Origin of the sequence: Cupriavidus taiwanensis, from assembly GCF_900250075.1 — a bacterium.
GTDB classification, from domain to species: Bacteria; Pseudomonadota; Gammaproteobacteria; order Burkholderiales; family Burkholderiaceae; genus Cupriavidus; species Cupriavidus taiwanensis_C.
The window spans coordinates 1,436,755-1,458,170 of sequence record NZ_LT977070.1; the positions used below are offsets into that span (position 1 = coordinate 1,436,755).

Below are 21,416 nucleotides of genomic sequence, written 5' to 3' on the forward strand. Positions count from 1 at the left end.
GTTGCTTCAGTCGTTGCTTGCGTCTGCGCTTCAGTTGCCGCTGCCCGACACCAGCCGGCGCTGGCGCACCGACTCGGCCAGGCCCTCGAGCACCTTGACCGAGTCGTCCCAGCCGATGCAGGCATCGGTGACGGACTGGCCATAGGTCAGCTCGTCGACCGGCTGGCCCTGGACGTGGTCCTGGCGGCCGGCCACCAGGTGCGATTCGACCATCACGCCGATGATGCGCTGATCGCCGGCGGCAATCTGGCGGCCGATCTCGGCGCACACCGGGATCTGGTTCTCGTGCTTCTTGCTGCTGTTGGCATGCGAGGCGTCGATCATCAGGCGCGAGGCCAGGCCGGCCTTGGCGATGGCGTCGCAGGCTTCCTGCACGCTGGCGGCGTCGTAGTTGGGCGCCTTGCCGCCGCGCAGGATCACGTGGCAGTCCTCGTTGCCCGAGGTCGACACGATTGCCGAATGTCCGCCCTTGGTCACCGACAGGAAATGGTGCGGCTGCGATGCGGCCTTGATCGCGTCGACCGCGATCTTGACGTTGCCGTCGGTGCCGTTCTTGAAGCCGACCGGGCACGACAGTCCCGACGCCAGCTCGCGGTGCACCTGCGACTCGGTGGTGCGCGCGCCGATCGCGCCCCAGCTGACCAGGTCGGCGATATATTGCGGGCTGATCATGTCGAGGTACTCGGTGCCGGTCGGCACGCCCATTTCGCTGATGGTCAGCAGCAGCTCGCGCGCGGTGCGCAGGCCGTCGTTGATCTTGAAGCTGCCGTCCATGTGCGGGTCGTTGATCAGGCCCTTCCAGCCCACCGTGGTGCGCGGCTTCTCGAAATACACCCGCATCACCACCTCGAGCTCGCCGGCGAAGCGCTCGCGCTGCACCTTGAGCAGCTTGGCGTATTCCAGCGCGGCGCGGGTATCGTGGATCGAGCACGGGCCGATGATGACGATCAGCCGGTCATCCATGCCGTGCAGGATGCGGTGCATGGCCTGGCGCGCGCCGTAGATCACGTCCGAAGCCTGTTCGGAGCAGCCGAACTCGCGGATCAGGTGCGCGGGCGGCAGCAGCTCCTTGAGTTCGCGGATGCGCAGGTCGTCGGTGTTCTTCAGCATGATGGCTCCAGGATTCTTGTGAGGTCGTGAGTGTGTGGGAAAACAAGGGGTATAAAAAAACCGCCAGGGTCGCTGGCGGTTTTTTTTGTATTCGGGGCGCTGCTTACAGCCATCCCTCCCTATCCGCCAGCGGTGTGAGATCGCCAAAAAAGTAAAAGTAAAACTTAGCGGACATGGCGGGAAAAGGCGTTGGCTTGGGTCAGCTTGAAACGATTTTCTTCGCGGGCGCCGGATTTATGCTGCACTGCGTGGCAGAAAGGCAGGAAATTGCGCGCCGCTTCGGTAATTTTCGTTGCGCATTGGCTGCTCGCCGCGCGACGAAGCATCTTTATAGCGCCTTTTGCGGGGGTTGGCAAGTGTCGCCGCAGCCATGCCGTGCGCTGGCGCACCCACCCGCCTTGCATTTCGGCGATGGCTTGCGAGGTTGCTGCTGCCGTCGCTTTTCGGCTTTTCCGGGCATAGCCGATGGCTATATTGGAAGCGGGGAGCAGTGGGCACGGGGAGGTGCATCATGAGCGTCGATGAAGCGAGGCTGAATGCCTTCATGGAAAAATTCGTCGGCGATATCGGCGCGGTGATGCATGCCGCGACCGTGGTCGTCGGCGATGAACTCGGCCTGTACAAGGCGCTGGCGGAAAAACCGATGAGCGTCGCCATGCTGGCGGCCAAGACCCATACCGACGAGCGCTACCTGCGCGAATGGCTGTCGGCGCAGGCGGCCAGCGGTTATGTCGACTATGACGCGGGTTCGGGGCAGTTCAGCCTGAACGAGGAACAGGCCTATGCGCTGGCGCAGGAAGGCAGCCCGGCCTTTATCCCGGGCGCGTTCCAGATCGCGGTGGCGCAGTTCCGCGCGATTCCGAAGATGATCGACATCTTCCGCAATGGCCGCGGGCTGGGCTGGCACGAGCACGACCCCGCGCTGTACCACGGCACTGAACGCTTCTTCCGGCCCGGCTATGCGGCGCACCTGGTGTCGGAATGGATCCCGGCGCTCGACGGCATCGCGGCGCGGCTCAAGGCCGGGGCCATGGTGGCCGACGTGGGCTGCGGCCATGGGGCGTCGACCATCATCATGGCGCAGGCGTTTCCGGCGTCGCGCTTCGTCGGCTTCGACTACCATGAGCCTTCGGTGCGCCATGCGGCCGAGGCCGCGCGCCGCGCCGGCGTGTCCGAGCGCGTGCGCTTCGAAGTGGCCAGCGCCAAGGACTACGACGGCAAGGACTATGACCTGGTGGCGGTGTTCGACTGCCTGCACGACATGGGCGATCCCGTGGGCGCGGCGCGCCACGTGCGCGAGACCCTGCGCGCCGACGGCGCCTGGATGATCGTCGAACCCTTTGCCAACGACGCGCTGGAGCAGAACCTGAACCCGGTGGGCCGGGTGTTCTATTCCGCGTCGACCTTCATCTGCACGCCGGCATCGCGCTCGCAGGAAGTCGGCCTGTGCCTGGGCGCGCAGGCGGGCGAGACGCGCATGCGCGCGCTGGCGGAGCAGGCGGGCTTCCGCAGCTTCCGGCGGGCGGCGCAGACGCCATTCAATCTGGTGTATGAGGTGCGGCCGTGAGAGGGCCGTCTGGCTAGCTGATTGGGTACTCCTCTCCCGCAAGCGGGAGAGGGAGCAAACCAGCGGCCTCAGGCGGTCCCACCCACCGTCATGTTCTCGATGCGCAGCGTCGGCTGGCCCACGCCCACCGGAACGCTCTGGCCTTCCTTGCCGCACACGCCCACGCCCGAATCCAGCCGCATGTCGTTGCCGATCATGGTCACGTCCTTGAGCGATTCCGGGCCGTTGCCGACCAGGGTCGCGCCCTTGACCGGGTAGGTGATCTTGCCGTCCTCGATCATGTAGGCCTCGCTGGCCGAGAACACGAACTTGCCGTTGGTGATGTCGACCTGGCCGCCGCCGAAATTGACCGCATACAGGCCGCGCTTGACGCTCGCGATGATCTCCTGCGGGTCCTTGTCGCCGTTGAGCATGTAGGTGTTGGTCATGCGCGGCATCGGCAGCGCGGCATAGCTTTCGCGGCGCGCGTTGCCGGTGACCGGCATCTTCATCAGGCGCGCGTTGAGCGTGTCCTGGATATAGCCGCGCAGGATGCCGTCCTCGATCAGCGTGGTGCACTGGGTCGGATTGCCTTCGTCGTCGAGGTTGAGCGAGCCGCGGCGGTTGGCCAGCGTGCCGTCGTCGACCACGGTCACGCCCTTGGCCGCGACGCGTTCGCCCATGCGGCCGGCAAACGCCGACGAGCCCTTGCGGTTGAAGTCGCCTTCGAGGCCGTGACCGACCGCCTCGTGCAGCAGCACGCCGGGCCAGCCCGGCCCCAGCACCACGGTCATGGCGCCGGCCGGGGCCGGGCGCGCGTCCAGGTTGACCAGCGCCGACGACACCGCTTCGTCCACGTACTGCTGCAGCAGGTCGTCGGTGAAATAGCCGTAGGCATAGCGGCCGCCGCCGCCGGACGAGCCGATCTCGCGGCGCCCGCCCTGTTCGGCGATCACCGTGACCGAGACCCGCACCAGCGGGCGCACGTCGGCGGCAATCACGCCGTCGCTGCGCGCCACCAGCACCACGTCGTATTCGCCGGCCAGCCCTGCCATGACCTGCACCACGCGCGGGTCCTTGGCGCGTGCCATGCGCTCGATGCGCTCCAGCAGCGCCACCTTTTCCGCCGCGCTCATGGAGTCGAGCGGATCGTTGGGGGTGTACAGGTTGCGCCCCGCGTGCGTGGCCAGCTCCCCGGCGACCTTGACGCGGCCGCTGCCGGCCTTGCCGATGGTGCGCGTGGCGGCTGCCGCCTGCGACAGCGCGGGCAGGCTGATTTCATCCGAGTAGGCGAAGGCGGTGCGGTCGCCCGAGACGGCGCGTACGCCCACGCCCTGGTCGATGCTGAAGCTGCCCGACTTGACGATGCCTTCTTCCAGGCTCCAGGCCTCGTTGCGGGTGTACTGGAAGTACAGGTCGGCGTAGTCGACCTTGTGCGTGAAGATATCGGCCAGCACGCGCTGGAGCCTGGCTTCGTCCAGGCCGTACGGCGCCAGCAGCAGTTGCTGCGCGGTGGCCAGGTTGCGGATTCCGAGATCGCCGGCGTTCATGAGAGGTCCTTTTTTTCCTTGGGCCGCGCGGGCTGGCCGGCGCGGCAGACAATCCTGTGGGCGAGGGCGCTATCGGCCCCCGCGCTTGCGTACATGCTACAGCACCCGGTGCCGCAATGCCGGCAGGTTCTGCCGGACTTCCTCCAGCCGCGCCGGGTCGATCACGCCGCCGACCACGCCTTCGCCCTCGGGAAGCATCGCCAGGACTTCGCCCCACGGGTCGACCAGCATCGAATGGCCCCAGGTGCGCCGGCCGTTCTCGTGTTTGCCCCCTTGCGCCGCCGCCAGCACATAGCACTGGTTCTCGATGGCGCGGGCGCGCAGCAGGATTTCCCAGTGCGCCTGCCCGGTGGTGTAGGTGAAGGCGGCCGGCATCAGGATCAGGCTGGTGCCGCCATCGGCGGCCAGGCCGCGGTACAGCTCCGGGAAGCGCAGGTCATAGCACACCGACATCGCCACCCGGCCGCAGGGCGCATCGAAGCTGACCGGCGTGCGCCCGGCCAGGATGGTGCGCGATTCGTCATAGCTTTCGGTGCCGCGGGTGAAGCCGAACAGGTGGATCTTGTCGTAGCGCGCGATGCGCTCGCCGCGCGGGTTGAAGGCGAGCGAGGTGTTGTACACGCGCTGCGGGTCGTCGCACCACATCGGCAGCGTGCCGCCGACCAGCCAGATGCCATGGCGGCGCGCCGCGTCGGCCAGGAACTGCTGCACCGGGCCGTCGCCGTCGTGCTCGCGCACGGCCACCTTGTCGGATTCGGCGCGGCCCATGATGCAGAAGTACTCGGGCAGCAGCACCAGCTCGGCACCGCCGGCGGCGGCCTCGGCGATGCGCGCCTCGGCGCGCGCCAGGTTGGCGTCGAGCGAGGTGCCGGTCACGGTCTGGACGGCGGCAACGCGGAACGGGGCAGGGCTGGCTGGATTGGCTGGGCTCATGGGGGCGGCATCTTCTTCTAGCGCGGGAAGGCCGGGTCCGCGCGGTTGTCGAAGGTCGGGCCTTGCGCCTTATTGTCCTCCACTTTGCCGACCTGTGGGTTGGCCCAGCTGCCCGAGATCCGGTAGTGCTGGGTGAACATCTTGGAGAACTCGTCGGCGAACAGCAACTGCGCGGCGAGCGTGCCGATGCCCAGCGCCGGATTGATAAAGGCCGCCGCGATCGATGTGGTGGTGGCGTTGATGCGCGGCACTACCTCCACGCGCAGGTCCTGGGTCTCGCGCAGCAGGTTGGCGGTGCCGCTCATGCTGGCGATGATCTGCGGGCTGCGCAGACGGAAGTCCTGGATGGTGCCGACGCCGTTCTCGATGGTGCCGCTGCCGGTGATGCGGTCGAACAGCAGCCCGCGCCCCGAGAGCGTGCGGAAGTCCAGCGTGGCAAAGCGCAGCAGGCCCTGCAGGCTTAGCACGCCCAGCAGGCGCGCCGCGCCCGGCTCGACGCTGAGGATCTGGCCGTTCTCCAGGTCCAGCGACAACTTGCCGGTCAGCGTCGGATAGTCGATCGACAGCGGCGAGCCGCGCCACGCCACGCGCCCCTCGAGCTTGCCCTTGCCGTCGCTGAGGGTATGCGGCAGCCCCAGCCGGTCCAGCGTCGCGCCGGCATCGCGCACGTCGATGGCGAACGACAGCAGCGTGCGGCGCTCGGCGCTGGCGTCGGCGCGCAGGCGGCGCGGCACGCGCCAGCTGCCGTTGCCGGTCAGGGTGGCGCCGGGCTGCTCGATCTGCAGCTTGTCCAGGGTCCAGACCGGATCGGTGCCGCCGGTACCGGTCTCGGTATGCGCCTTGACCTCGAGCTTGCCGAAGTCGTGGCCGCGCAGCATGAACTGGTCGGCGACCAGGTCGATCGCGGGCAAGGTGTCGATGCTGCTGGCCAGTGCATCGACCACGTTGTGCTCGTCGCTGGCATCGGGCACGTTCAGGCGTGCCAGGCGCAAGCGCAGCGAGCCGGCGGCAGGCGATCCGCCCGGGCGCCACTGCACCGCGCCGGCAATCTGGCGGGAATCGATCCGCGCGTTCCAGCCCTCGGCTTCGCGGCTCGCGTCGAGGGCGACCTCGTCGAGCGTGCGGCCCATGCCGTGCAGCGTGCGCGCGCGCAGCGCGATGCGGTGCGGCAGGAACGGCGAGGGCGGCTCGCCGGCACCCGCGCCGTCGGCGCCTGCGCCGAAGGCAGCGCGCCAGGCATCGATATCGAGCTGGTCGAAGGTGGCGGCGGCGCTGACCCCGGCCGCCGGCAGCGGCGCCGCCTGCTGCACGCCGATGCCGCCCGCCAGCACCTCGAAGCCGCTGCCGCCGTCGCGGCGCAGCAGGTAGCGGGCGTTGAGCACATTGCCCAGCTGCAACGACAGTTCGTCGGTGCCGGCGCGCGCGGCATTGGCCGCAGGCGCGGCCGGGCGCAGCTCGACGCGCAGCGGCAATGCGGGCGCGGCGGCCTTTGCCAGCGGCGCCGGCAGCTGCAGCGCCATGCCGTTGAGCTCGGAGTTCAGCTGGACCTGCATCTGCCGTTCGCGCACGCCGATCACCGCGCCGTAGCCGGTGGCGCCTTCCAGCCGCGCCGCCAGCGGCGCCAGCGCCGTGCCCGCGGCGGCCTCGCGCAGTCCGGCGGCCGAGGCCTGGCCGCTGGCGTTCACGCGCGTGGCGCCGTCCGGCTGGGTGCCGCCGGCAAGGCGCAGCTCGCCGCCAAGAAAGCGCGCGCGAATGTTCTCCAGCCCGAAGCCATGCTCGTTGAAGGTAATGACGCCGCTGGCATTGCCCAGCAGCGGCAGTTGCGGGCTGAGCGCGACATCGTTGCCGGGAAAGCGGAAGCGGCCATCGACCCTGGCCGCGTCGGCGTGTTCCAGTGGCATCTCGAGCTTGAGCTTCAGCTCGCCATTGCCGCCGGCCCGGGCCGCATCGGCCACGTGTCCGGTCCACTCGCGCACCGGCGAGGCGTTGATGTAGCGTACGAAGCCTTGCACCGGCCCGGTGGCGCTGCCGTCGATGGCGAGCTTCCCGCGCGGGCTCAGGTCGTCGATGCGGCCGCTGACATCGTGCAGCGTGACGCCGGCAATGTCCTGCACCGTGGCCTTGCGCGCCAGGAAGGTCATGCCGCCGCGGTCGAACACCACGCGCCCGGCGATGTCGGTGAACACCGGCCATGACGATGCGCCGGGGGTGCCGTGCGCCGGCCCGTGGCTCGCGTCATGCGGCGCGATCTGGTAGCTGACGTGTTCGATCGGCACCTCGACGCGGAACTCGCCCGCCTTCTCGTGCGGTGCGTGGAACGGGAAGTGCGCCAGGTCGCCGCGCAGCACGAAGCTGACCCCGGTTGCCTCGCCGCCGGTGAGCGCGCCGGACAAGTAGTGGCGGGTCGCGGCGGGGATGCTCAGCGGCAGGTAGCGCGGCACCCTCGCGACTTTCGCGCGGGTCATCTCGCCGGCCAGGTCGGCGATGCCCGAGACGCCATCGCCGCCTTCGCGCCAGGTGCCGCGCACCGAGCCGGCGGCGTCGGCATTGGCAAAGCGCACGCCGTCCAGCGTCACCGCCAGCTTGCCGTCGCGGCGCTGCCAGCGCACGTCGCCGGCGATCTGGTCGAACGGCAGGCGCGGGTCTTCGAACAGCCCTGGCAGCGCCAGCGCCGCGTCGGTGCCCTCGAAGCGCGCGCTGCCCTGCTGGTCGTCGAGGGTGAAGGTGCCGGACAGGCGCGAGAAGCCCGGCGTGCCCAGGCGCGGATGCCCGCCGGCGTCGAGCGCCGGCACCGCCGGCTGCCCGTTGATCGAGACCTCGCGCAGCGTGCCCTGGATGCTGTAGTGCGGCTTGCCGCCGCCGCGCTCGAGCATGCCGGTGCGCGCGCGGGTCCAGCTGACGTTGAGGTTGTCGATATGCCCCGCTGGCTGCAGCGCGCGCAACTGGCGCAGCACCGCGGTATCGATCGGCATCGAGGTGGCCAGCGCGCGCACCGTGTTCAGGTCCAGCGAGGGCGCCTTCAGCGAGAACCGGTTCAGCGTGCCGTCCTTGGCCCGGGCCCAGCCGATGGCGACCTTGCGCATGCCTTCGCGCCAAGTGCCGTCGACCACCGCGGGCGCGTTGCCGGCGTCGGGCGCCGCTGGCTGCTGGGGCTGCAGCGGCTGCCATAGCAGCGTGTCGACGGTCAGCAAATTGCTGCCGTCGCGCTCGGTCCGGTGCAGCAGCAGGGCCTGCGCGTTGGCCAGCCGCAGCGGCGCGGCGGCGCCGGCCAGCTGCAGGTCGACGCCGCTGGCGCGCAGCCGGGTCTGGCTGCGCACGATGCGCCCCTGACGGAATTCGATGCTGCCGTCGGTACTGAAGGTGCCGCTGGCGACGCGCTCGAACATCGCCAGGTAGCGCTGCAGCACCGGCAGCTGCAACTGGCCGAGGTCCCAGGTGGCCTGGCCGGTCCAGTGGCGCCAGTTGCCGGCGCTGTGCAGGTAGTCGTCGCGGAAGGTCGAGCGCACCTCGAGCGGGCGCGGGCCCAGCGCCGGCGAGCGCGCTTCCAGGTGGAAGGTGTGGCGCGCGCCGTCGCGGCGTGTGTCGAGGCGGATCTCGCCGATGTCGAGCCGGGGCAGGCGCGCCTTTTCGTCGAGCCAGCGCAGCTTGCCGTCGGACAGCGCCACGCGGCCCTGCGACATCAGCCAGCCCAGGAAGCGGTCGTCGTCCTGCTGGCCGCCGGTGGCGTCGACCACCATGCCGGCGACCAGCAGCCGGCCCTCGGGGGTGCGGCGCACCAGGATGTCGGTGCCGCTGGCGCTCAGGCTGACGAACTGCAGGTTCATGCTGACCAGCGAGCGCCACGCCAGCTTGCCGTCGAGCGTGGCCGCCGACAGCAGCGCGCGCTGCTGGCCGTCCACCGCGCTCAGGCCGCGCGCGCGGAAGGCGGGGTGCCAGCCGTCCCAATAGGTATCGAGCGAGCCGATCCTGACCTGCGCCGACAGCGCCTGCGAGCCGCGCTGTTCCAGCCACTCGCGCGCGGCCGAGGCCTGCGGCCACAGCACGAAGCGGATCAGCAGCCCGGCCGCCAGCGCCAGCACGGCCAGCACCAGCGCCACGCGTACCAGGCCGCGGCCCAGGGCGCGCCAGAACGGATGGCGCACGGCCGCCGCGACCGCTCGCGCACTGGCGCGGGCCAGTGCCCCGGCGCGCGCCCACGTGGAACTCCGCCGGGGGGCGTCGGGGGCGTCAATGACAAGGGAACCGGTGGGCGTAGCGGGCAGCGTGGTGGCGGCCTCGTGCCCGCCCGCGCCGCCATTGGGGGGAGAACCGTCAGCGGGTTGTGGGGCGCGGCTGGACATGCGCAGATTATCCGACAATACTAGCCGCTCTCCAATCTGGTGCCCGGCCGGCTAAAACAAGAAATGCGCAAGCTGCGCGCACCGCGGCGGGTACCCCTGGCCGCACCTTTCGCACCTTTGCTTGCATTTCAAATACTGGAATGACTGCCTCTGATCCGACGAGTTCCGCCGCTGGCGACGCTGCCGGCCAACATGGCCCGCGCGCCACACCGGAACCCGCCCATGCGGCGTCCGTCGCACCGGGGCAGGGCCCGGGCACCATGGCCGCCGGCGCCTTTGCCGTCACCGCGGCGCAGGCGCCGCAGCCGGATGGCGAAGGCGCCCGGGCAGGCGGCGACGTATTGTACTCGGCCGCGTACTCGCACTACGCGCGGCGCGTGCTGCAGGCCCGCCCGGACCTGCCGGAAATCCTCGCCGCCGCGGTGGCGCAGCCGCTCACGCGCGCCTGGATGGCAGCGCGGCTGCAGGCGTTGCACACGCCCTCGGCCGATGCCGAAGATGCCGCCAAGCGCGCGCTGCGCCGGCTGCGTGCCGAGGTCATGTGCGCGGTGATCGAGCGCGACCTGCGCGGCCTGGCGACGCTGGGCGAGGTCACCGGCGCCATGACCGACCTGGCCGAACTGGCGATCCAGCACGGCCTGGCGGTGCTGGGCGACGATCTTGCCGCCACCTTCGGCCGCCCGGTCGGCGCGCACAGCGGCGAGGTGCAGGAGCTGGTGGTGGTGGGCATGGGCAAGCTGGGCGGGCGCGAGCTCAATGTCTCGTCCGATATCGACCTGATCTTCCTCTACGACGAGGACGGCGAGACCCAGGGCGGCCAGCGCACCCTGTCCAACCACGAGTACTTCATCCGCCTGGGCCGCCGCCTGATCAACCTGCTCGCCGACGTGACCGCCGACGGCTACGTCTTCCGTGTCGACATGCGGCTGCGTCCCAATGGCGATGCCGGGCCGCTGGCCTGCAGCCTGGGCATGCTGGAGGAATACCTGGTGGTGCAGGGGCGCGAGTGGGAGCGCTACGCCTGGATCAAGGGCCGCGTGGTGTCGGCGCTGGACTCGCCCCATGCGCAGCGTACCGCCGGCCTGCTGGCGCGGCTGACGTCGCCGTTCGTGTTCCGGCGCTACCTCGACTACGGCGTGATCGCGGCGATCCGCTCGCTGCATGCGCAGATCCGCAGCGAGGCCGCCAAGCGCAGCGGCGGCCTGCCCGGGCACGGTGTCAACCAGCGCTCGTTCAATATCAAGCTGGGCCGCGGCGGTATCCGCGAGATCGAATTCATGGCGCAGGTATTCCAGCTGATCCGCGGCGGCCAGGATCCCGCGCTGCGGATCCGGCCGACGCTGGAGGTGCTGGCGGTGGCGGTCGAGCGCGGCCTGCTGCCCGCCGGCCAGGCCGCACAGCTGGGCGATGCCTATCGCTTCCTGCGCCAGCTCGAACACCGGCTGCAATACCGCGACGACGCGCAGACCCACCACCTGCCCACTGCACCGGACGAGCAGCAGGCCGTGGCGCGGATGATGGGCTGCGCCGACTGGCCGGCGTTGCTGGCGCGGCTGGCCGAGCTGCAGGAACCGGTCGCGCAGCAGTTCGAGGCCACCTTTTCCGACCCCGACGCCGGCCCGTGCGAGGCCCTGTGGCCCGACATCGTCATGGAAGACAGCGCCGCGCGCGCGCAGGACACCCCGCGCCAGGACGCGTCGCAGGCCGAAGCCGACAGCGCGGTGCCGTGCCAGCGTCTGCAGGCCGCCGGCTTTACCGACTGCAATGCGCTGCTGGACCGGCTGCGCGCGATCGCCGCCTCGCTGCGCTATCGCGCGCTGTCCGAAGCCAGCCGCGCGCGCTTCGACCAGCTGGTCAACCGCGCGCTCGACCTGGCCGCGCGCCAGGACGATCCAGACAGCACCATCGGACGCTTTATCGACTTCCTCGAGGCGATCAGCCGGCGCGCCTCCTACCTGTCGCTGCTGTCCGAATACCCGCAGGCGATGGACCGGGTCGCGCAGACCCTGCATGCCTCGCGCTGGGCCGCGGCCTACCTGACGCGCCATCCGCAACTGCTCGACGAACTGCTCGACAGCGACGCGCTGGCCGGCGCGCCCGACTGGGCCGCGTTCCGCAAGCGCCTGCATGAACGGCTGCTGGCCGCGGAAGGGCAGGTCGAGCAGCAGATGGACATCCTGCGCCGCGAGCACCATGCCGAGACCTTCCGCGTGCTGCTGCAGGACCTGCAGGGCATGCTGACGGTCGAGCAGGTGGCCGACCGCCTGTCGGACCTGGCCGATGCCATGCTCGACGCGACCCTGGAAACGGTGTGGCGCCAGCTCGCCACGCGCCATCGCGAGGTGCCGCGCTTCGCCGTGATCGCGTATGGACGGCTGGGCGGCAAGGAACTGGGCTATGCCTCGGACCTCGACATCATCTTCCTGTACGACGACGAGCACGAGCGCGCGCCCGAGGTCTATGCCGCCTATGCGCGCCGCCTGATCACCTGGCTCACCAGCCATACCGCGGCCGGCGCGCTGTTCGACGTCGACACGCGGCTGCGCCCCAATGGCGCGGCCGGCCTGCTGGTGACCAGCTTCGACGCGTTCCGCCGCTACCAGCTGCGCGAGGGCGACAACACCGCCTGGGTGTGGGAACACCAGGCGCTGACGCGCGCACGCTTCTGCGCCGGCGACGCCGCCATCGGCGCGCGCTTCGAGGCGTTGCGCGACGAGGTGCTGTGCCAGGAGCGCGACGCCGCGGCGCTGCGCGGCGAGATCGCGCAGATGCGCCGCAAGGTTGCCGAAGGGCATCCCAACCCCACCGAGCTGTTCGACCTGAAGCACGATCGCGGCGGCATGGTCGATATCGAATTCACGGTGCAGTACCTGGTGCTGCTGCATAGCCGCGCCCATCCGCAGCTGACGCGCAATGCCGGCAATATCGCGCTGCTGCGCGAAGCCGGCGAGCTGGGCCTGATCGATGCCAGGCTGGCGCTGGCGGTGGGCGACGCCTACCGGCTGTTCCGCGCGCGCCAGCACCAGCTGCGCCTCGACGGCCAGGTCCATGCGCGCGTGGCGCCGGCGTCGATGGCCGCGCAGGTCGCGGCGGTGGGCACGCTGTGGCGGGCCGTGTTCGGTGAGGGCTGACGCCGCGCGGCCGCCGGCACCGCCCGGCGCATCGTGGCCGGGGCTGCTGGCGGGGGTGGCGCTGGTATGGGCGCTGTCGGCGGCGTTCACCTTCCTGCCGTGGTGGCACGCGCATGGCCTGTACCTGCGCGATGCGGTGCGGGTGGACGGGCAGTGGTGGCGCCTGGCCACGGCGATGTGGGTGCACCTGGACGGCCATCACTGGCTGGCCGACATGCTCGCCGCCACCGGCGTGCTGGCGATCTGCGCGCGCGTGGCGCGGGTGCGCAGCCTGTTGCTGGTGCTGGTGGCGTGCGGCATCGCGGTGCAGCTGGTGCTGCTGCGCGTGCCGGCGATTGCCTGGTACGGCGGGCTCTCGGGCGCGCTGCACGGGCTGGCGCTGTGGGGCGCGCTGGGGCTGCTGCGCGCGCCCGGACTGGCGCGCATCACCGGCGTGCTGCTGTGCCTGGGTGTGCTGGCCAAGGTCTGGGTGGAACAGTCGTGGCTGGCGCCGGTGGTGTTCGATCCGGCGTGGGGCTTCGGCGTGGTGCGCGTGGCGCATGCGGCCGGCGCCGTGGCCGGCCTGCTGTGCTGGGTGTTGCAGGAGTGGTGGCTGGCGCGGCGGCCGGCGGGCGATAGCGGCGCCGCCGCCTGAGTACCACCGCTGCCGCTAGACGCGGCGGCGCAGCGCGAATCCGGTCAGTCCCGCCAGGGCGAGCAGCAGCGCGCTCCACAGCGGCACCGCGCCGCCGCCACCGCCGCCATCCGCGGCCGGTGCCGGCGCGGCCTGCGCCGGCGGCATGCCCAGCGCGGCCAGCAGCGCGCCGTCGGCATCGAGCAGCCCCGCGCCGCACACACCCGGGTTGGTGGTGCAGAACGTGCCGGAGGGATGCGGGCGCGCCGAACTCTTCAGCGCCGCGGTGACCTGCGCCGGTGTCAGCGAGCCGTTGAGCGTGAACATCATCGACACCACGCCCGAGACCATCGGCGCGGCGAAACTGGTGCCCGCCGACGACGCCACCACGTAGTTGCCCAGCGTCGTCTTGCCGTCGTTGCTGAGCGTGCGGATCACCGAAGGCGTGACCGTGCAGCGGCCGTCGACCACCTGCGAGTTGCCGCAGCCGCCGCCCGGCGCGCTGATCGCCACCTGCGGGCCGACGTTGGCATAGCTGGCGTTCTCGCCGCCGTTGGCGTGCGCGGTGACCGCGATCACGCCGCTGCAGTCGGCCGGCGCCTCGACCGCGCCGCGGTTGTTGCCGGCCGCAGCCACCACCACCACGCCGCGCGCATTCAGGTCGTTGACGGCCTGCTGTTCGATGCTGCTGCAGGTGCCGCCGCCGAGGCTGATATTGACCACGCGCGCCGGGTTCGGGTTGTCCGGCACGTTCGGCACCGGCAGGCCGCCGGCCCAGCGCATGCCCTCGACGGTGTCGGACAGCAGCGCGCCGCAGCGTCCCGACACCCGCACCGGCAGGATGCGCGCATTCCAGTCGACGCCCGCGATATCGCGCGAGTTATTGGTCAGCGCCCCCAGCACGCCGGCCACGCGCGTGCCATGCCAACTATTGTTGGTCGGCTCCGGCGTGGGCGTGCTGCTGCCCGGGCAGGTGAAGCCGGCCGGCAGGCCGTCGCCGGCATCGGTCGGATCGCCGTCGCGGCCGTCGCCGTCATTGGAAACCGTGGTGGTGCTGATGAAGTCGAAGCCGGACAGCAGCCGTCCCTGCAGATCGGGATGGGGCAGGATGCCGGTGTCCACCACCGCCACCACCATGCCGCTGCTGCCGCCGGTGCGGTCCCACGCGCGCGGCAGGTTGACGCCGCCGACTGCGGTGCCGGTGCCCTTCAGGTACGGCTGGTTGACCTGGAATTCGGGATCGTCGGGCAGGGTGTCGTGCAGCCGCAGCCAGCGGTCGGGCACGGCGTCGGCCACGCGCGGGTCCTGGCGCAGCCGCGCCGCCGCCGCTTCGGGATCGGCGGCATGGGCGTCGGCCACCTGCAGCAGCTGCAGGTTGCCGCCCATGGCCCGGCGTGCCGACAGCGCGATGCCGGTGCGTTCGCTCAGCTGCTTGAGGGCTTCGGCGGCAGCCGGCGACTTGGCGGCGCCGCTGCCATCGACCGCGGTGGTGCCGTCGCGCCAGCGCACGATGATGTGGCCGGTGTAGGCCGGCGCGGACTGCGCGCCGGCTGCCAGCGCCGTGCCGGTCGGGAGCGCGCCGCATGCTGCGGCGGCGGCCAGGGCGATGGCCCGCCAGCGGCGGGCCGCGAAGCTGCGGCAAGGAACGGACAACGCGGACAGCGCGGAATGCGGCATGGATTTCTCCTCCCTGGGGCGTAGCGCGCTCGGGCCGGGCCGGCGCGTGGGCATGTTATGTAGCGAATACGATCCCGCCGAGTTGTGCAAGGCCGGCTTTGGGATCGTCCGCGTTCGTTAATGCGGCGTTCCGTACAGATTCGGCACGTGCTAGCGCGCCGGCATGTCGCGGCTGGTGGGCATATTGCGGCTGGGCTTGAGCAGCCGGTCCGGTTCGGCGGTCTCGATGCGCGGCGTGGCGCGCAGCGTGTCGACGGCCTGGTCGAGGGTGGCGTCCGCCGACGGCGAGATCGCCGTCACCAGCCACACTCCGCCCGACATCGGCCGCTTGACCACGTAGCGGATCGGGCCCTTGATCTCGGCCAGCAGCTTGCCGGCGTCTTCGGACAAGTCCACCGCGGGCGGCTTGAAGCGGACCATGATGTCGCCAAGCGCGCGGTCGTCGCTGATGCTGCCCGGCGGCGGCGCCGAAGCCTTGTGCTGGGCCTGGCAGGCGGACAGCGCCAGCAGTGCGGCCGAAGCGGCGGTGGCAATGGCCAGCACCGCGCGCAGCGAGGCGCGCGGGCGGTGGCCGGTGGGCGGCGCTGGGCGGGTCATGGGGAAGCTCCTGTCGATAAATAAATTGGCGCGGTGCCACGCAAGGCCGCGCAATGTGGCGCGAACCTTAGCCGGCGGCGGCGCGGCGGCCGCGCTTGCCGTCCTTGCCCGCGCGCGCGGGCTGGCCGGCGCCGCTGTCGGCCATGCCCTGCGCCAGCATCTCCTCGGCATGTTGCAGCGTCGTGGCGGTGACGGTGGCGCCGCCCAGCATGCGCGCGGTCTCGACCACGCGTCCGGCCGGGTCGAGCACGCGGATGCGCGAGCGCGTCACCGACGCGTCGGCTTCGGCCGTGGTTTCCTTGCTGACCAGCAGATGGGTCCCGGCCTGCGCCGCCACTTGCGGCAGGTGGGTCACGCACAGCACCTGGCGCGCGCGGCCGAGTTCCTGCAGGCGCCGGCCGACCACCTCGGCGACCGCGCCGCCGATGCCGGTGTCGACCTCGTCGAAGATCAGCGTGGGCGTGGGCGAGGCTTCGCTGGTGATCACCGAGATCGCCAGGCTGATGCGCGCGAGTTCGCCGCCTGAGGCGACCCGGGCGAGCGGGCGCGCGCTGACGCCGGCGTGGCCGGCCACCAGGAACTCGACCTGCTCCAGGCCGTAGCTCTGGCCTTCGTCGAGCGCGTTGAGCGCCGCGACAAAGCTGCCGCCGGCCATCGACAGGCCCTGCATGGCGTCGGTGACCGCGCCGGACAGCGCCTGCGCGGCTTGCTTGCGGGCATGGCTGAGATGCTGCGCCAGCGTCAGGTAGGCGGCCTTGGCCGCGGCCTCGCGCGCCATCACCTTGTTCAGGTCCTGCGCGGCCTGCAGGTCGTCGAGCTGCTGGCGGCGCGCGACCAGTTCATCGGCGAGCTGCTCGGGCGGCAGGCGGTACTTGCGCGCGGTGGCGTGCAGCGCCTGCATGCGCTCTTCCACCGCCTGCAGCCGCTCGGGATCGAGCTCGAGCCGGTCGACATAGCGCGTGAGCGAATGCGCGGCTTCCTCGGCCTGCAGCTGCGCCGGCTCCAGCGCGGCCAGCACGTCGCGCAGCGCGGCGTCGACATCGGCCAGCTGCTGCAGCCGGTGCACGATGCCGTTGAGCGCCGACAGCACCGAGCCGTCGGCCTCGGACAGTGCATCGAGCGCGGCGCGGCTGCCATCGATCAGGCCGGCGGCGTGCGAGAGCCGGTTGTACTCCGACTGGATCTCGTCCCATTCGCCCGGCTGCGGGTTGAGCTTGTCGAGCTCGCCGACCTGCCATTCGAGCCGCTCGCGCTCGAGCTGCATCTCGCGCGACTGGTGCTCGACCGCTTCGCGCTGGCGCACGCAGGCACGCCAGGCGCGCCAGGCCTCGGCCACCGCGGCGGCCTGCTGGGTCAGGCCGGCGTGGGCGTCGAACAGCAGCCGCTGCGCATCCGGGCGCAGCAGTTGCTGATGCGCGTGCTGGCCATGGATGTCGACCAGCTGGTCGCCCACTTCGCGCAGCTGTGCCAGGGTCGCGGCGGCGCCGTTGATAAAGGCCTTGCTGCGGCCGCCGGCATCGACGGTGCGGCGCAGCAGCACGGTCGGCACGCCGCCGTCTTCTTCGCTGTTGAGCTCGCGCTCGGCCAGCCACGCATCGAGCGCGGGATGGGTCGAGAAGGTGGCGCTGACGCTGGCGCGCGGCGCGCCTTCGCGCACCACGCCGGCATCGGCGCGCTCGCCCAGCACCAGCGCCAGGGCATCGATCAGGATCGACTTGCCGGCGCCGGTCTCGCCGGTGAACACGGTAAAGCCGGAGGCGAAGTCCAGGTCGAGGGTGTCGACGATGACGAAATCACGGATGGACAGGCTGCGCAGCATCGTGGCGGGGAAGGATGGTCGGTCCGATGACGGGTCGGGCTCGGGCTGAGGGGCGGCTGGATGGCGCTCAGAGGCGGTTGTCTTCGGACGGGTATTCGTGCCAGTGCAGCTTCTTGCGCAGCGTGGCGTAGTAGTTGTAGCCCACCGGGTGCAGCAGGTTGATGGTCTTCTGCGAGCGCCGCACCACGATGCGGTCGCCCGGCAGCAGCGAGGTCAGCGACTGCATGTCGAAGTTGACGCTGGCGTCGCGCGCGCTCGCCACCTCGATCGTGACCTCGGCGTCGTGCGGCAACACGATCGGCCGGTTCGACAGCGCGTGCGGGGCGATCGGCACCAGCACCACGCCCGACAGCGTGGGATGCAGGATCGGGCCGCCGGCCGACAGCGCGTAGGCGGTGGAGCCGGTGGCGGTCGACACGATCAGGCCGTCGGAACGCTGGTTGTACATGAAGTGGCCGTCGACCGAAACCGCCAGCTCGACCATGCCGGAGATGCCGGAGCGGTTCACCACCACATCGTTCAGCGCCAGCGCGGAGAAGATGTCCATGTCGTCGCGCACCACGCGCGAGGCCAGCAGCAGCCGGGTCTCGGACTCGTAGCGGCCATCGAGCATATCGGGCAGCACGGTGTGCGCGTCTTCCAGCGCAATATCGGTCATGAAGCCGAGCCGCCCGTGGTTCACGCCGATCAGGGGCACGTCATAGCCGGCGAGCTGGCGGGCGATGCCCAGCAGCGTGCCGTCGCCGCCCAGCACCACGGCCACGTCGGCCTGCGTGCCGATCTCTTCGGCGGACAGGGCGGGGTAGGCGGTCAGCCCGGTGGCCAGCGCGGTCTCGCGCTCGAACACCACATCCTGGCCGTTGCGCAGGATATAGGAGGCGATCTCTTCCAGCGGCCCTTCGATGCCGGCGGTGGAGTACCTGCCCACCAGGGCGACGGTCTTGAATGGAGTGCGCACGGCGCTGGCTTTGGGTGGGGCGGACATGCCGGGATTAGACCATACCGCCGTGACGGTTGTCAGCAGGCGCTGGCGGCCCATCCCGCGGCACATCGGGCCGGTCCGCCAGAAGGTCCAAAACTTGCGTAAAATCGGGGCATCATGGATGAACGTTCCAAAACGCTGCTCAAGACCCTGATCGAGCGCTACATTGCCGAGGGCCAGCCGGTCGGTTCCCGCACCCTGTCCAAGTACTCGGGGCTGGACCTGTCGCCGGCGACGATACGCAATGTGATGTCCGATCTCGAGGAAATGGGTTTTATCGCCAGCCCGCATACGTCGGCCGGCCGCATCCCGACGCCGCGCGGCTACCGGCTGTTCGTCGATTCGATGCTGACCGCCAAGCCGCTCGAGCGCAACGCGGACCTGGCCGAGCTGACCGGGCAGATCCAGGACCAGCTGGGCGGCCAGCAGCTGGGGCCGCAGCGCATGATCACGGCGGCGGCGCGCACGCTGTCCAACCTGTCGCACTTTGCCGGCGTGGTGATGACGCCGCGCCGCGCGCAGGCGTTCCGGCAGATCGAGTTCATGCGGCTGTCGGACAAGCGCATCCTGCTGATCATCGTCAGCCCCGAGGGCGACGTGCAGAACCGCATCATCCAGACCGAACTCCCCTACACGCCGGCGCAATTGATCGAGGCGGCCAATTTCTTCAACTCGCACTATGCCGGCATGAGCTTCGACACCGTGCGCAGCCACCTGCGGCTCGAGCTGCAGGACCTGCGCCGCGACATGTCGCAGCTGATGCAGGCCGCGGTCGAGGCCGGCAGCGCCGCCGAGGACGAGGACGACGACCACGTCTATATCAGCGGCGAGCGCAAGCTGCTCGAAGTCGACGACCTGGCCTCGAGCATGGACAAGCTGCGGCGCCTGTTCGATGTGTTCGAGCACAAGACCAGCCTGCTGCAGCTGCTGGACGTGTCCAGCCATGCGCAGGGCGTGCAGATCTTTATCGGCGGCGAAAGCCAGCTGGTGCCGATCGAAGACATGGCGGTCATCACCGCGCCGTACGAGGTCGACGGGCAGATCGTCGGCACGCTGGGGGTGATCGGCCCCACGCGCATGGCCTACGAGCGCGTGATCCCGATCGTCGACATTACCGCGCGGTTGCTGTCGAGCGCGCTGAGCCAGAACTAGTGGTCCGGCGTTCCGGTCTGACCCGCGGCTCTTCCATTCCCGCCGCGCGGGCCCGGCGCCGGTGCGCCGCGCCCGCCTCATCCCGGCATCGCGCCAATCCGGAAGCGACATGACGTTTTCTCCCGAACCGGCCTACCAGCACGGCCAGGCGCCGCGCACGGCGATCCTGCTGGTCAACCTGGGCACCCCCGATGCCCCCACGCCCAAGGCGGTGGGGCGCTACCTGAAGCAATTCCTGTCCGATCCGCGCGTGGTCGAGATCCCGCGCGCGGCCTGGCTGCCGCTGCTGTACGGCGTGATCCTGCCGCTGCGCTCGCGCGCGTCGGCGCTCAAGTACGAATCGATCTGGCTGCGCGAGGCCCATATGACGGGCTCGCCGCTGCTGGTCTACAGCGAGCGCCAGGCGCACGCGCTGCAGCGGCTGCTGCACCAGAACGGCCACGACGTGACGGTGGCGTGCGCGATGCGCTACGGCAACCCGTCGATCGCCTCGGTGATGGAAGCGCTGCGCCGCCAGGGCTGCGAGCAGGTGCTGGTGCTGCCGATGTATCCGCAATACTCGGGCACCACCACCGCCACCGCCTTCGACGAGGTGTTCCGGGTGCTGGGCCAGTGGCGCAACCAGCCGGAACTGCGGCTGATCAAGCATTTCCATGACCATCCCGCGTATATCTCCGCGCTGCAGCAGCAGGTCGCCGCCTACTGGAGCCGACACGGCATGCCGGATTTCGGCCAGGGCGACAAGCTGATCCTGTCGTTCCACGGCGTGCCGCGGCGCACGCTGGAACTGGGCGATCCCTACCACTGCGAGTGCCTGAAGACCGGCCGCCTGCTGGGCGAGGCGCTGGGCCTGCAAGCGGGGCAGTACCAGGTGACGTTCCAGTCGCGCTTCGGCAAGGCCGAGTGGCTGCAGCCCTATACGGCGCCGACGCTGGCGGAGCTGGGCAAGGTCGGCGCCGGGCGCGTCGACGTGTTCTGCCCGGGCTTTCCGGCGGACTGCATCGAAACGCTGGAAGAAATCGCCATGGAAGGCCAGACTGAGTTCAAGGTCGCGGGCGGCAAGGACTTCCATTTCATTCCATGCATGAACGATGCCGCGCCGTGGGTCGCGGCGATGGCGGAGATCGCGCTGCAGCACCTGCAGGGCTGGCCGCTGGCCACGCCGCATGCGCATGAACTGGAGGCGCGGCGCACGCGTGCGCAGGCGCGGGGAGCGTCGGCATGAACGTGGACTTCGAGGCGGATGCGCGCCAGCGCATCGACAAATGGCTGTGGTGCGCGCGTTTCTTCAAGACCCGCTCGCTCGCGGCCGAAGCGGTGGAGCGCGGCAAGGTGACGGTCAACGGCCAGCTGTGCAAGAACTCGCGCGAGGTCAAGCCCGGCGACAAGGTTGCGCTGGAGGCACACCAGCAGCGCTGGGAGCTCGAAGTGAAGGGCATCGCCGCGGCGCGCGGTCCGGCGCCGGTGGCGCAGACGCTGTACCAGGAAAGTGCCGAAAGCCAGTCGCGCCGGGCCGCCGACGCCGAGCGCCGGCGCCTGCAGCCCGAACCCTCCGCGCAGATCCAGGGGCGCCCGACCAAGCGCGACCGCCGCCGCATCGACGACTTCAACGGCTGAGATGGCAGCGCGGCGGCACCGTTGCCGGTGCCGCCGCGCGATGGATCGCCAGGTGGGGCGGGGTTATTCCTGCGCGACGTCCTGGCTGACGAAGGGAACGATGTAGTGCTTGAACACCGCCTTGCCGCTGCCATACTCCGTATCGCGCGGAGTAAAGGCGCCGGACAGGCAGATAAAGGCGGTCATGACCGCCAGTGCGGCCACGAGGCACACCGTCACGACTGGGAGCTTATGCATGGCCAACCTTTCGGAAGCGGCACAAAAATGAACCATCTCCTGGGCCCTCGACATTTTTGTCATTTTTCTTACTAGGAATCTTAGTGAGGGCATTGGCGCAAAGCAATAAGGC

The 21,416-nt window shown here is 70.3% G+C and carries 16 protein-coding genes; 6 read left to right on the forward strand and 10 right to left on the reverse strand.

What is annotated here, in order from left to right:
- Window positions 1–30: 30 nt before the first annotated feature.
- On the reverse strand, window positions 31–1,110 hold the full coding sequence (gene aroG / locus CBM2588_RS06685) for a 3-deoxy-7-phosphoheptulonate synthase AroG (RefSeq protein WP_092313941.1): 1,080 nt from the start codon (window positions 1,108–1,110) through the stop codon (window positions 31–33).
- Window positions 1,111–1,274: 164 nt separating this feature from the next.
- Window positions 1,275–1,436, reverse strand: a complete 162-nt coding sequence (locus CBM2588_RS06690) for a hypothetical protein (protein ID WP_172583563.1) — start codon at window positions 1,434–1,436, stop codon at window positions 1,275–1,277.
- A gap of 185 nt (window positions 1,437–1,621) precedes the next feature.
- Here CBM2588_RS06690 and CBM2588_RS06695 point away from each other — a divergent pair, with 185 nt between their 5' ends.
- On the forward strand, window positions 1,622–2,677 hold the full coding sequence (locus tag CBM2588_RS06695; protein WP_115679878.1) for a class I SAM-dependent methyltransferase: 1,056 nt from the start codon (window positions 1,622–1,624) through the stop codon (window positions 2,675–2,677).
- 68 nt (window positions 2,678–2,745) lie between these two features.
- Here CBM2588_RS06695 and tldD read toward each other — a convergent pair whose 3' ends face one another.
- The 3 genes from tldD to CBM2588_RS06710 all read right to left on the reverse strand — a co-directional run bounded on the left by tldD (window position 2,746) and on the right by CBM2588_RS06710 (window position 9,479).
- On the reverse strand, window positions 2,746–4,206 hold the full coding sequence (tldD, locus tag CBM2588_RS06700) for a metalloprotease TldD (protein ID WP_018006948.1): 1,461 nt from the start codon (window positions 4,204–4,206) through the stop codon (window positions 2,746–2,748).
- 96 nt (window positions 4,207–4,302) lie between these two features.
- Complete coding sequence (locus CBM2588_RS06705) at window positions 4,303–5,139, reverse strand: carbon-nitrogen hydrolase family protein (protein WP_115679879.1); 837 nt, start codon at window positions 5,137–5,139, stop codon at window positions 4,303–4,305.
- Window positions 5,140–5,156: 17 nt separating this feature from the next.
- Entirely contained in the window at window positions 5,157–9,479 is a 4,323-nt protein-coding gene (locus tag CBM2588_RS06710; RefSeq protein WP_172583564.1) for a YhdP family protein, read from the reverse strand.
- Between the two features lie 140 nt (window positions 9,480–9,619).
- On the opposite strand from CBM2588_RS06710, the gene glnE reads away from it, so the two are divergent.
- Both glnE and rrtA read left to right on the forward strand, forming a co-directional pair.
- Complete coding sequence (gene glnE / locus CBM2588_RS06715) at window positions 9,620–12,610, forward strand: bifunctional [glutamate--ammonia ligase]-adenylyl-L-tyrosine phosphorylase/[glutamate--ammonia-ligase] adenylyltransferase (protein WP_115679880.1); 2,991 nt, start codon at window positions 9,620–9,622, stop codon at window positions 12,608–12,610.
- Window positions 12,600–13,244, forward strand: coding sequence for a rhombosortase (gene rrtA / locus CBM2588_RS06720; protein WP_115679881.1), 645 nt, complete (start codon window positions 12,600–12,602; stop codon window positions 13,242–13,244). The genes glnE and rrtA overlap by 11 nt, the downstream gene beginning before the upstream one ends.
- Before the next feature lie 15 nt (window positions 13,245–13,259).
- Here rrtA and mprA read toward each other — a convergent pair whose 3' ends face one another.
- The 4 genes from mprA to CBM2588_RS06740 all read right to left on the reverse strand — a co-directional run bounded on the left by mprA (window position 13,260) and on the right by CBM2588_RS06740 (window position 18,301).
- Window positions 13,260–14,900 carry an MprA protease, GlyGly-CTERM protein-sorting domain-containing form gene (mprA, locus tag CBM2588_RS06725; RefSeq protein WP_115679882.1) on the reverse strand — a complete coding sequence of 547 codons (1,641 nt, stop codon included), beginning with the start codon at window positions 14,898–14,900 and terminating at the stop codon, window positions 13,260–13,262.
- A gap of 150 nt (window positions 14,901–15,050) precedes the next feature.
- Complete coding sequence (locus CBM2588_RS06730) at window positions 15,051–15,497, reverse strand: hypothetical protein (protein ID WP_115679883.1); 447 nt, start codon at window positions 15,495–15,497, stop codon at window positions 15,051–15,053.
- A 67-nt stretch (window positions 15,498–15,564) separates the two neighbouring features.
- Window positions 15,565–17,316, reverse strand: coding sequence for a DNA repair protein RecN (gene recN, locus CBM2588_RS06735; protein WP_115679884.1), 1,752 nt, complete (start codon window positions 17,314–17,316; stop codon window positions 15,565–15,567).
- A gap of 67 nt (window positions 17,317–17,383) precedes the next feature.
- Window positions 17,384–18,301 carry an NAD kinase gene (locus CBM2588_RS06740; protein ID WP_115681429.1) on the reverse strand — a complete coding sequence of 306 codons (918 nt, stop codon included), beginning with the start codon at window positions 18,299–18,301 and terminating at the stop codon, window positions 17,384–17,386.
- Window positions 18,302–18,415: 114 nt separating this feature from the next.
- Here CBM2588_RS06740 and hrcA point away from each other — a divergent pair, with 114 nt between their 5' ends.
- The 3 genes from hrcA (at window position 18,416) to CBM2588_RS06755 (ending at window position 21,067) form a co-directional block, all read left to right on the forward strand.
- Window positions 18,416–19,450 (forward strand): heat-inducible transcriptional repressor HrcA, encoded by a 1,035-nt coding sequence (gene hrcA, locus CBM2588_RS06745; RefSeq protein WP_018006939.1) that lies wholly within the window; start codon window positions 18,416–18,418, stop codon window positions 19,448–19,450.
- A gap of 109 nt (window positions 19,451–19,559) precedes the next feature.
- A complete protein-coding gene (gene hemH / locus CBM2588_RS06750) occupies window positions 19,560–20,675 on the forward strand; it encodes a ferrochelatase (RefSeq protein ID WP_115679885.1) in 1,116 nt (371 codons plus the stop codon).
- Entirely contained in the window at window positions 20,672–21,067 is a 396-nt protein-coding gene (locus tag CBM2588_RS06755) for an RNA-binding S4 domain-containing protein (RefSeq protein WP_018006937.1), read from the forward strand. The genes hemH and CBM2588_RS06755 overlap by 4 nt, the downstream gene beginning before the upstream one ends.
- A gap of 63 nt (window positions 21,068–21,130) precedes the next feature.
- Here CBM2588_RS06755 and CBM2588_RS06760 read toward each other — a convergent pair whose 3' ends face one another.
- Window positions 21,131–21,304: a hypothetical protein gene (locus CBM2588_RS06760; protein WP_172583565.1), complete on the reverse strand. Its 174-nt coding sequence runs from the start codon at window positions 21,302–21,304 to the stop codon at window positions 21,131–21,133.
- Window positions 21,305–21,416 lie beyond the last annotated feature (112 nt).

What these genes read in the sequence shown, in the direction of transcription:
- aroG (WP_092313941.1), bottom strand. Translation starts at nt 1,110, where the DNA reads ATGCTGAAGAACACCGACGACCTGCGCATCCGCGAACTCAAGGAGCTG.
- CBM2588_RS06690 (WP_172583563.1), bottom strand. Translation starts at nt 1,436, where the DNA reads ATGCTTCGTCGCGCGGCGAGCAGCCAATGCGCAACGAAAATTACCGAA.
- CBM2588_RS06695 (WP_115679878.1), top strand. Translation starts at nt 1,622, where the DNA reads ATGAGCGTCGATGAAGCGAGGCTGAATGCCTTCATGGAAAAATTCGTC.
- tldD (WP_018006948.1), bottom strand. Translation starts at nt 4,206, where the DNA reads ATGAACGCCGGCGATCTCGGAATCCGCAACCTGGCCACCGCGCAGCAA.
- CBM2588_RS06705 (WP_115679879.1), bottom strand. Translation starts at nt 5,139, where the DNA reads ATGAGCCCAGCCAATCCAGCCAGCCCTGCCCCGTTCCGCGTTGCCGCC.
- CBM2588_RS06710 (WP_172583564.1), bottom strand. Translation starts at nt 9,479, where the DNA reads ATGTCCAGCCGCGCCCCACAACCCGCTGACGGTTCTCCCCCCAATGGC.
- glnE (WP_115679880.1), top strand. Translation starts at nt 9,620, where the DNA reads ATGACTGCCTCTGATCCGACGAGTTCCGCCGCTGGCGACGCTGCCGGC.
- mprA (WP_115679882.1), bottom strand. Translation starts at nt 14,900, where the DNA reads ATGCCGCATTCCGCGCTGTCCGCGTTGTCCGTTCCTTGCCGCAGCTTC.
- CBM2588_RS06730 (WP_115679883.1), bottom strand. Translation starts at nt 15,497, where the DNA reads ATGACCCGCCCAGCGCCGCCCACCGGCCACCGCCCGCGCGCCTCGCTG.
- recN (WP_115679884.1), bottom strand. Translation starts at nt 17,316, where the DNA reads ATGCTGCGCAGCCTGTCCATCCGTGATTTCGTCATCGTCGACACCCTC.
- CBM2588_RS06740 (WP_115681429.1), bottom strand. Translation starts at nt 18,301, where the DNA reads ATGTCCGCCCCACCCAAAGCCAGCGCCGTGCGCACTCCATTCAAGACC.
- hrcA (WP_018006939.1), top strand. Translation starts at nt 18,416, where the DNA reads ATGGATGAACGTTCCAAAACGCTGCTCAAGACCCTGATCGAGCGCTAC.
- hemH (WP_115679885.1), top strand. Translation starts at nt 19,560, where the DNA reads ATGACGTTTTCTCCCGAACCGGCCTACCAGCACGGCCAGGCGCCGCGC.
- CBM2588_RS06755 (WP_018006937.1), top strand. Translation starts at nt 20,672, where the DNA reads ATGAACGTGGACTTCGAGGCGGATGCGCGCCAGCGCATCGACAAATGG.
- CBM2588_RS06760 (WP_172583565.1), bottom strand. Translation starts at nt 21,304, where the DNA reads ATGCATAAGCTCCCAGTCGTGACGGTGTGCCTCGTGGCCGCACTGGCG.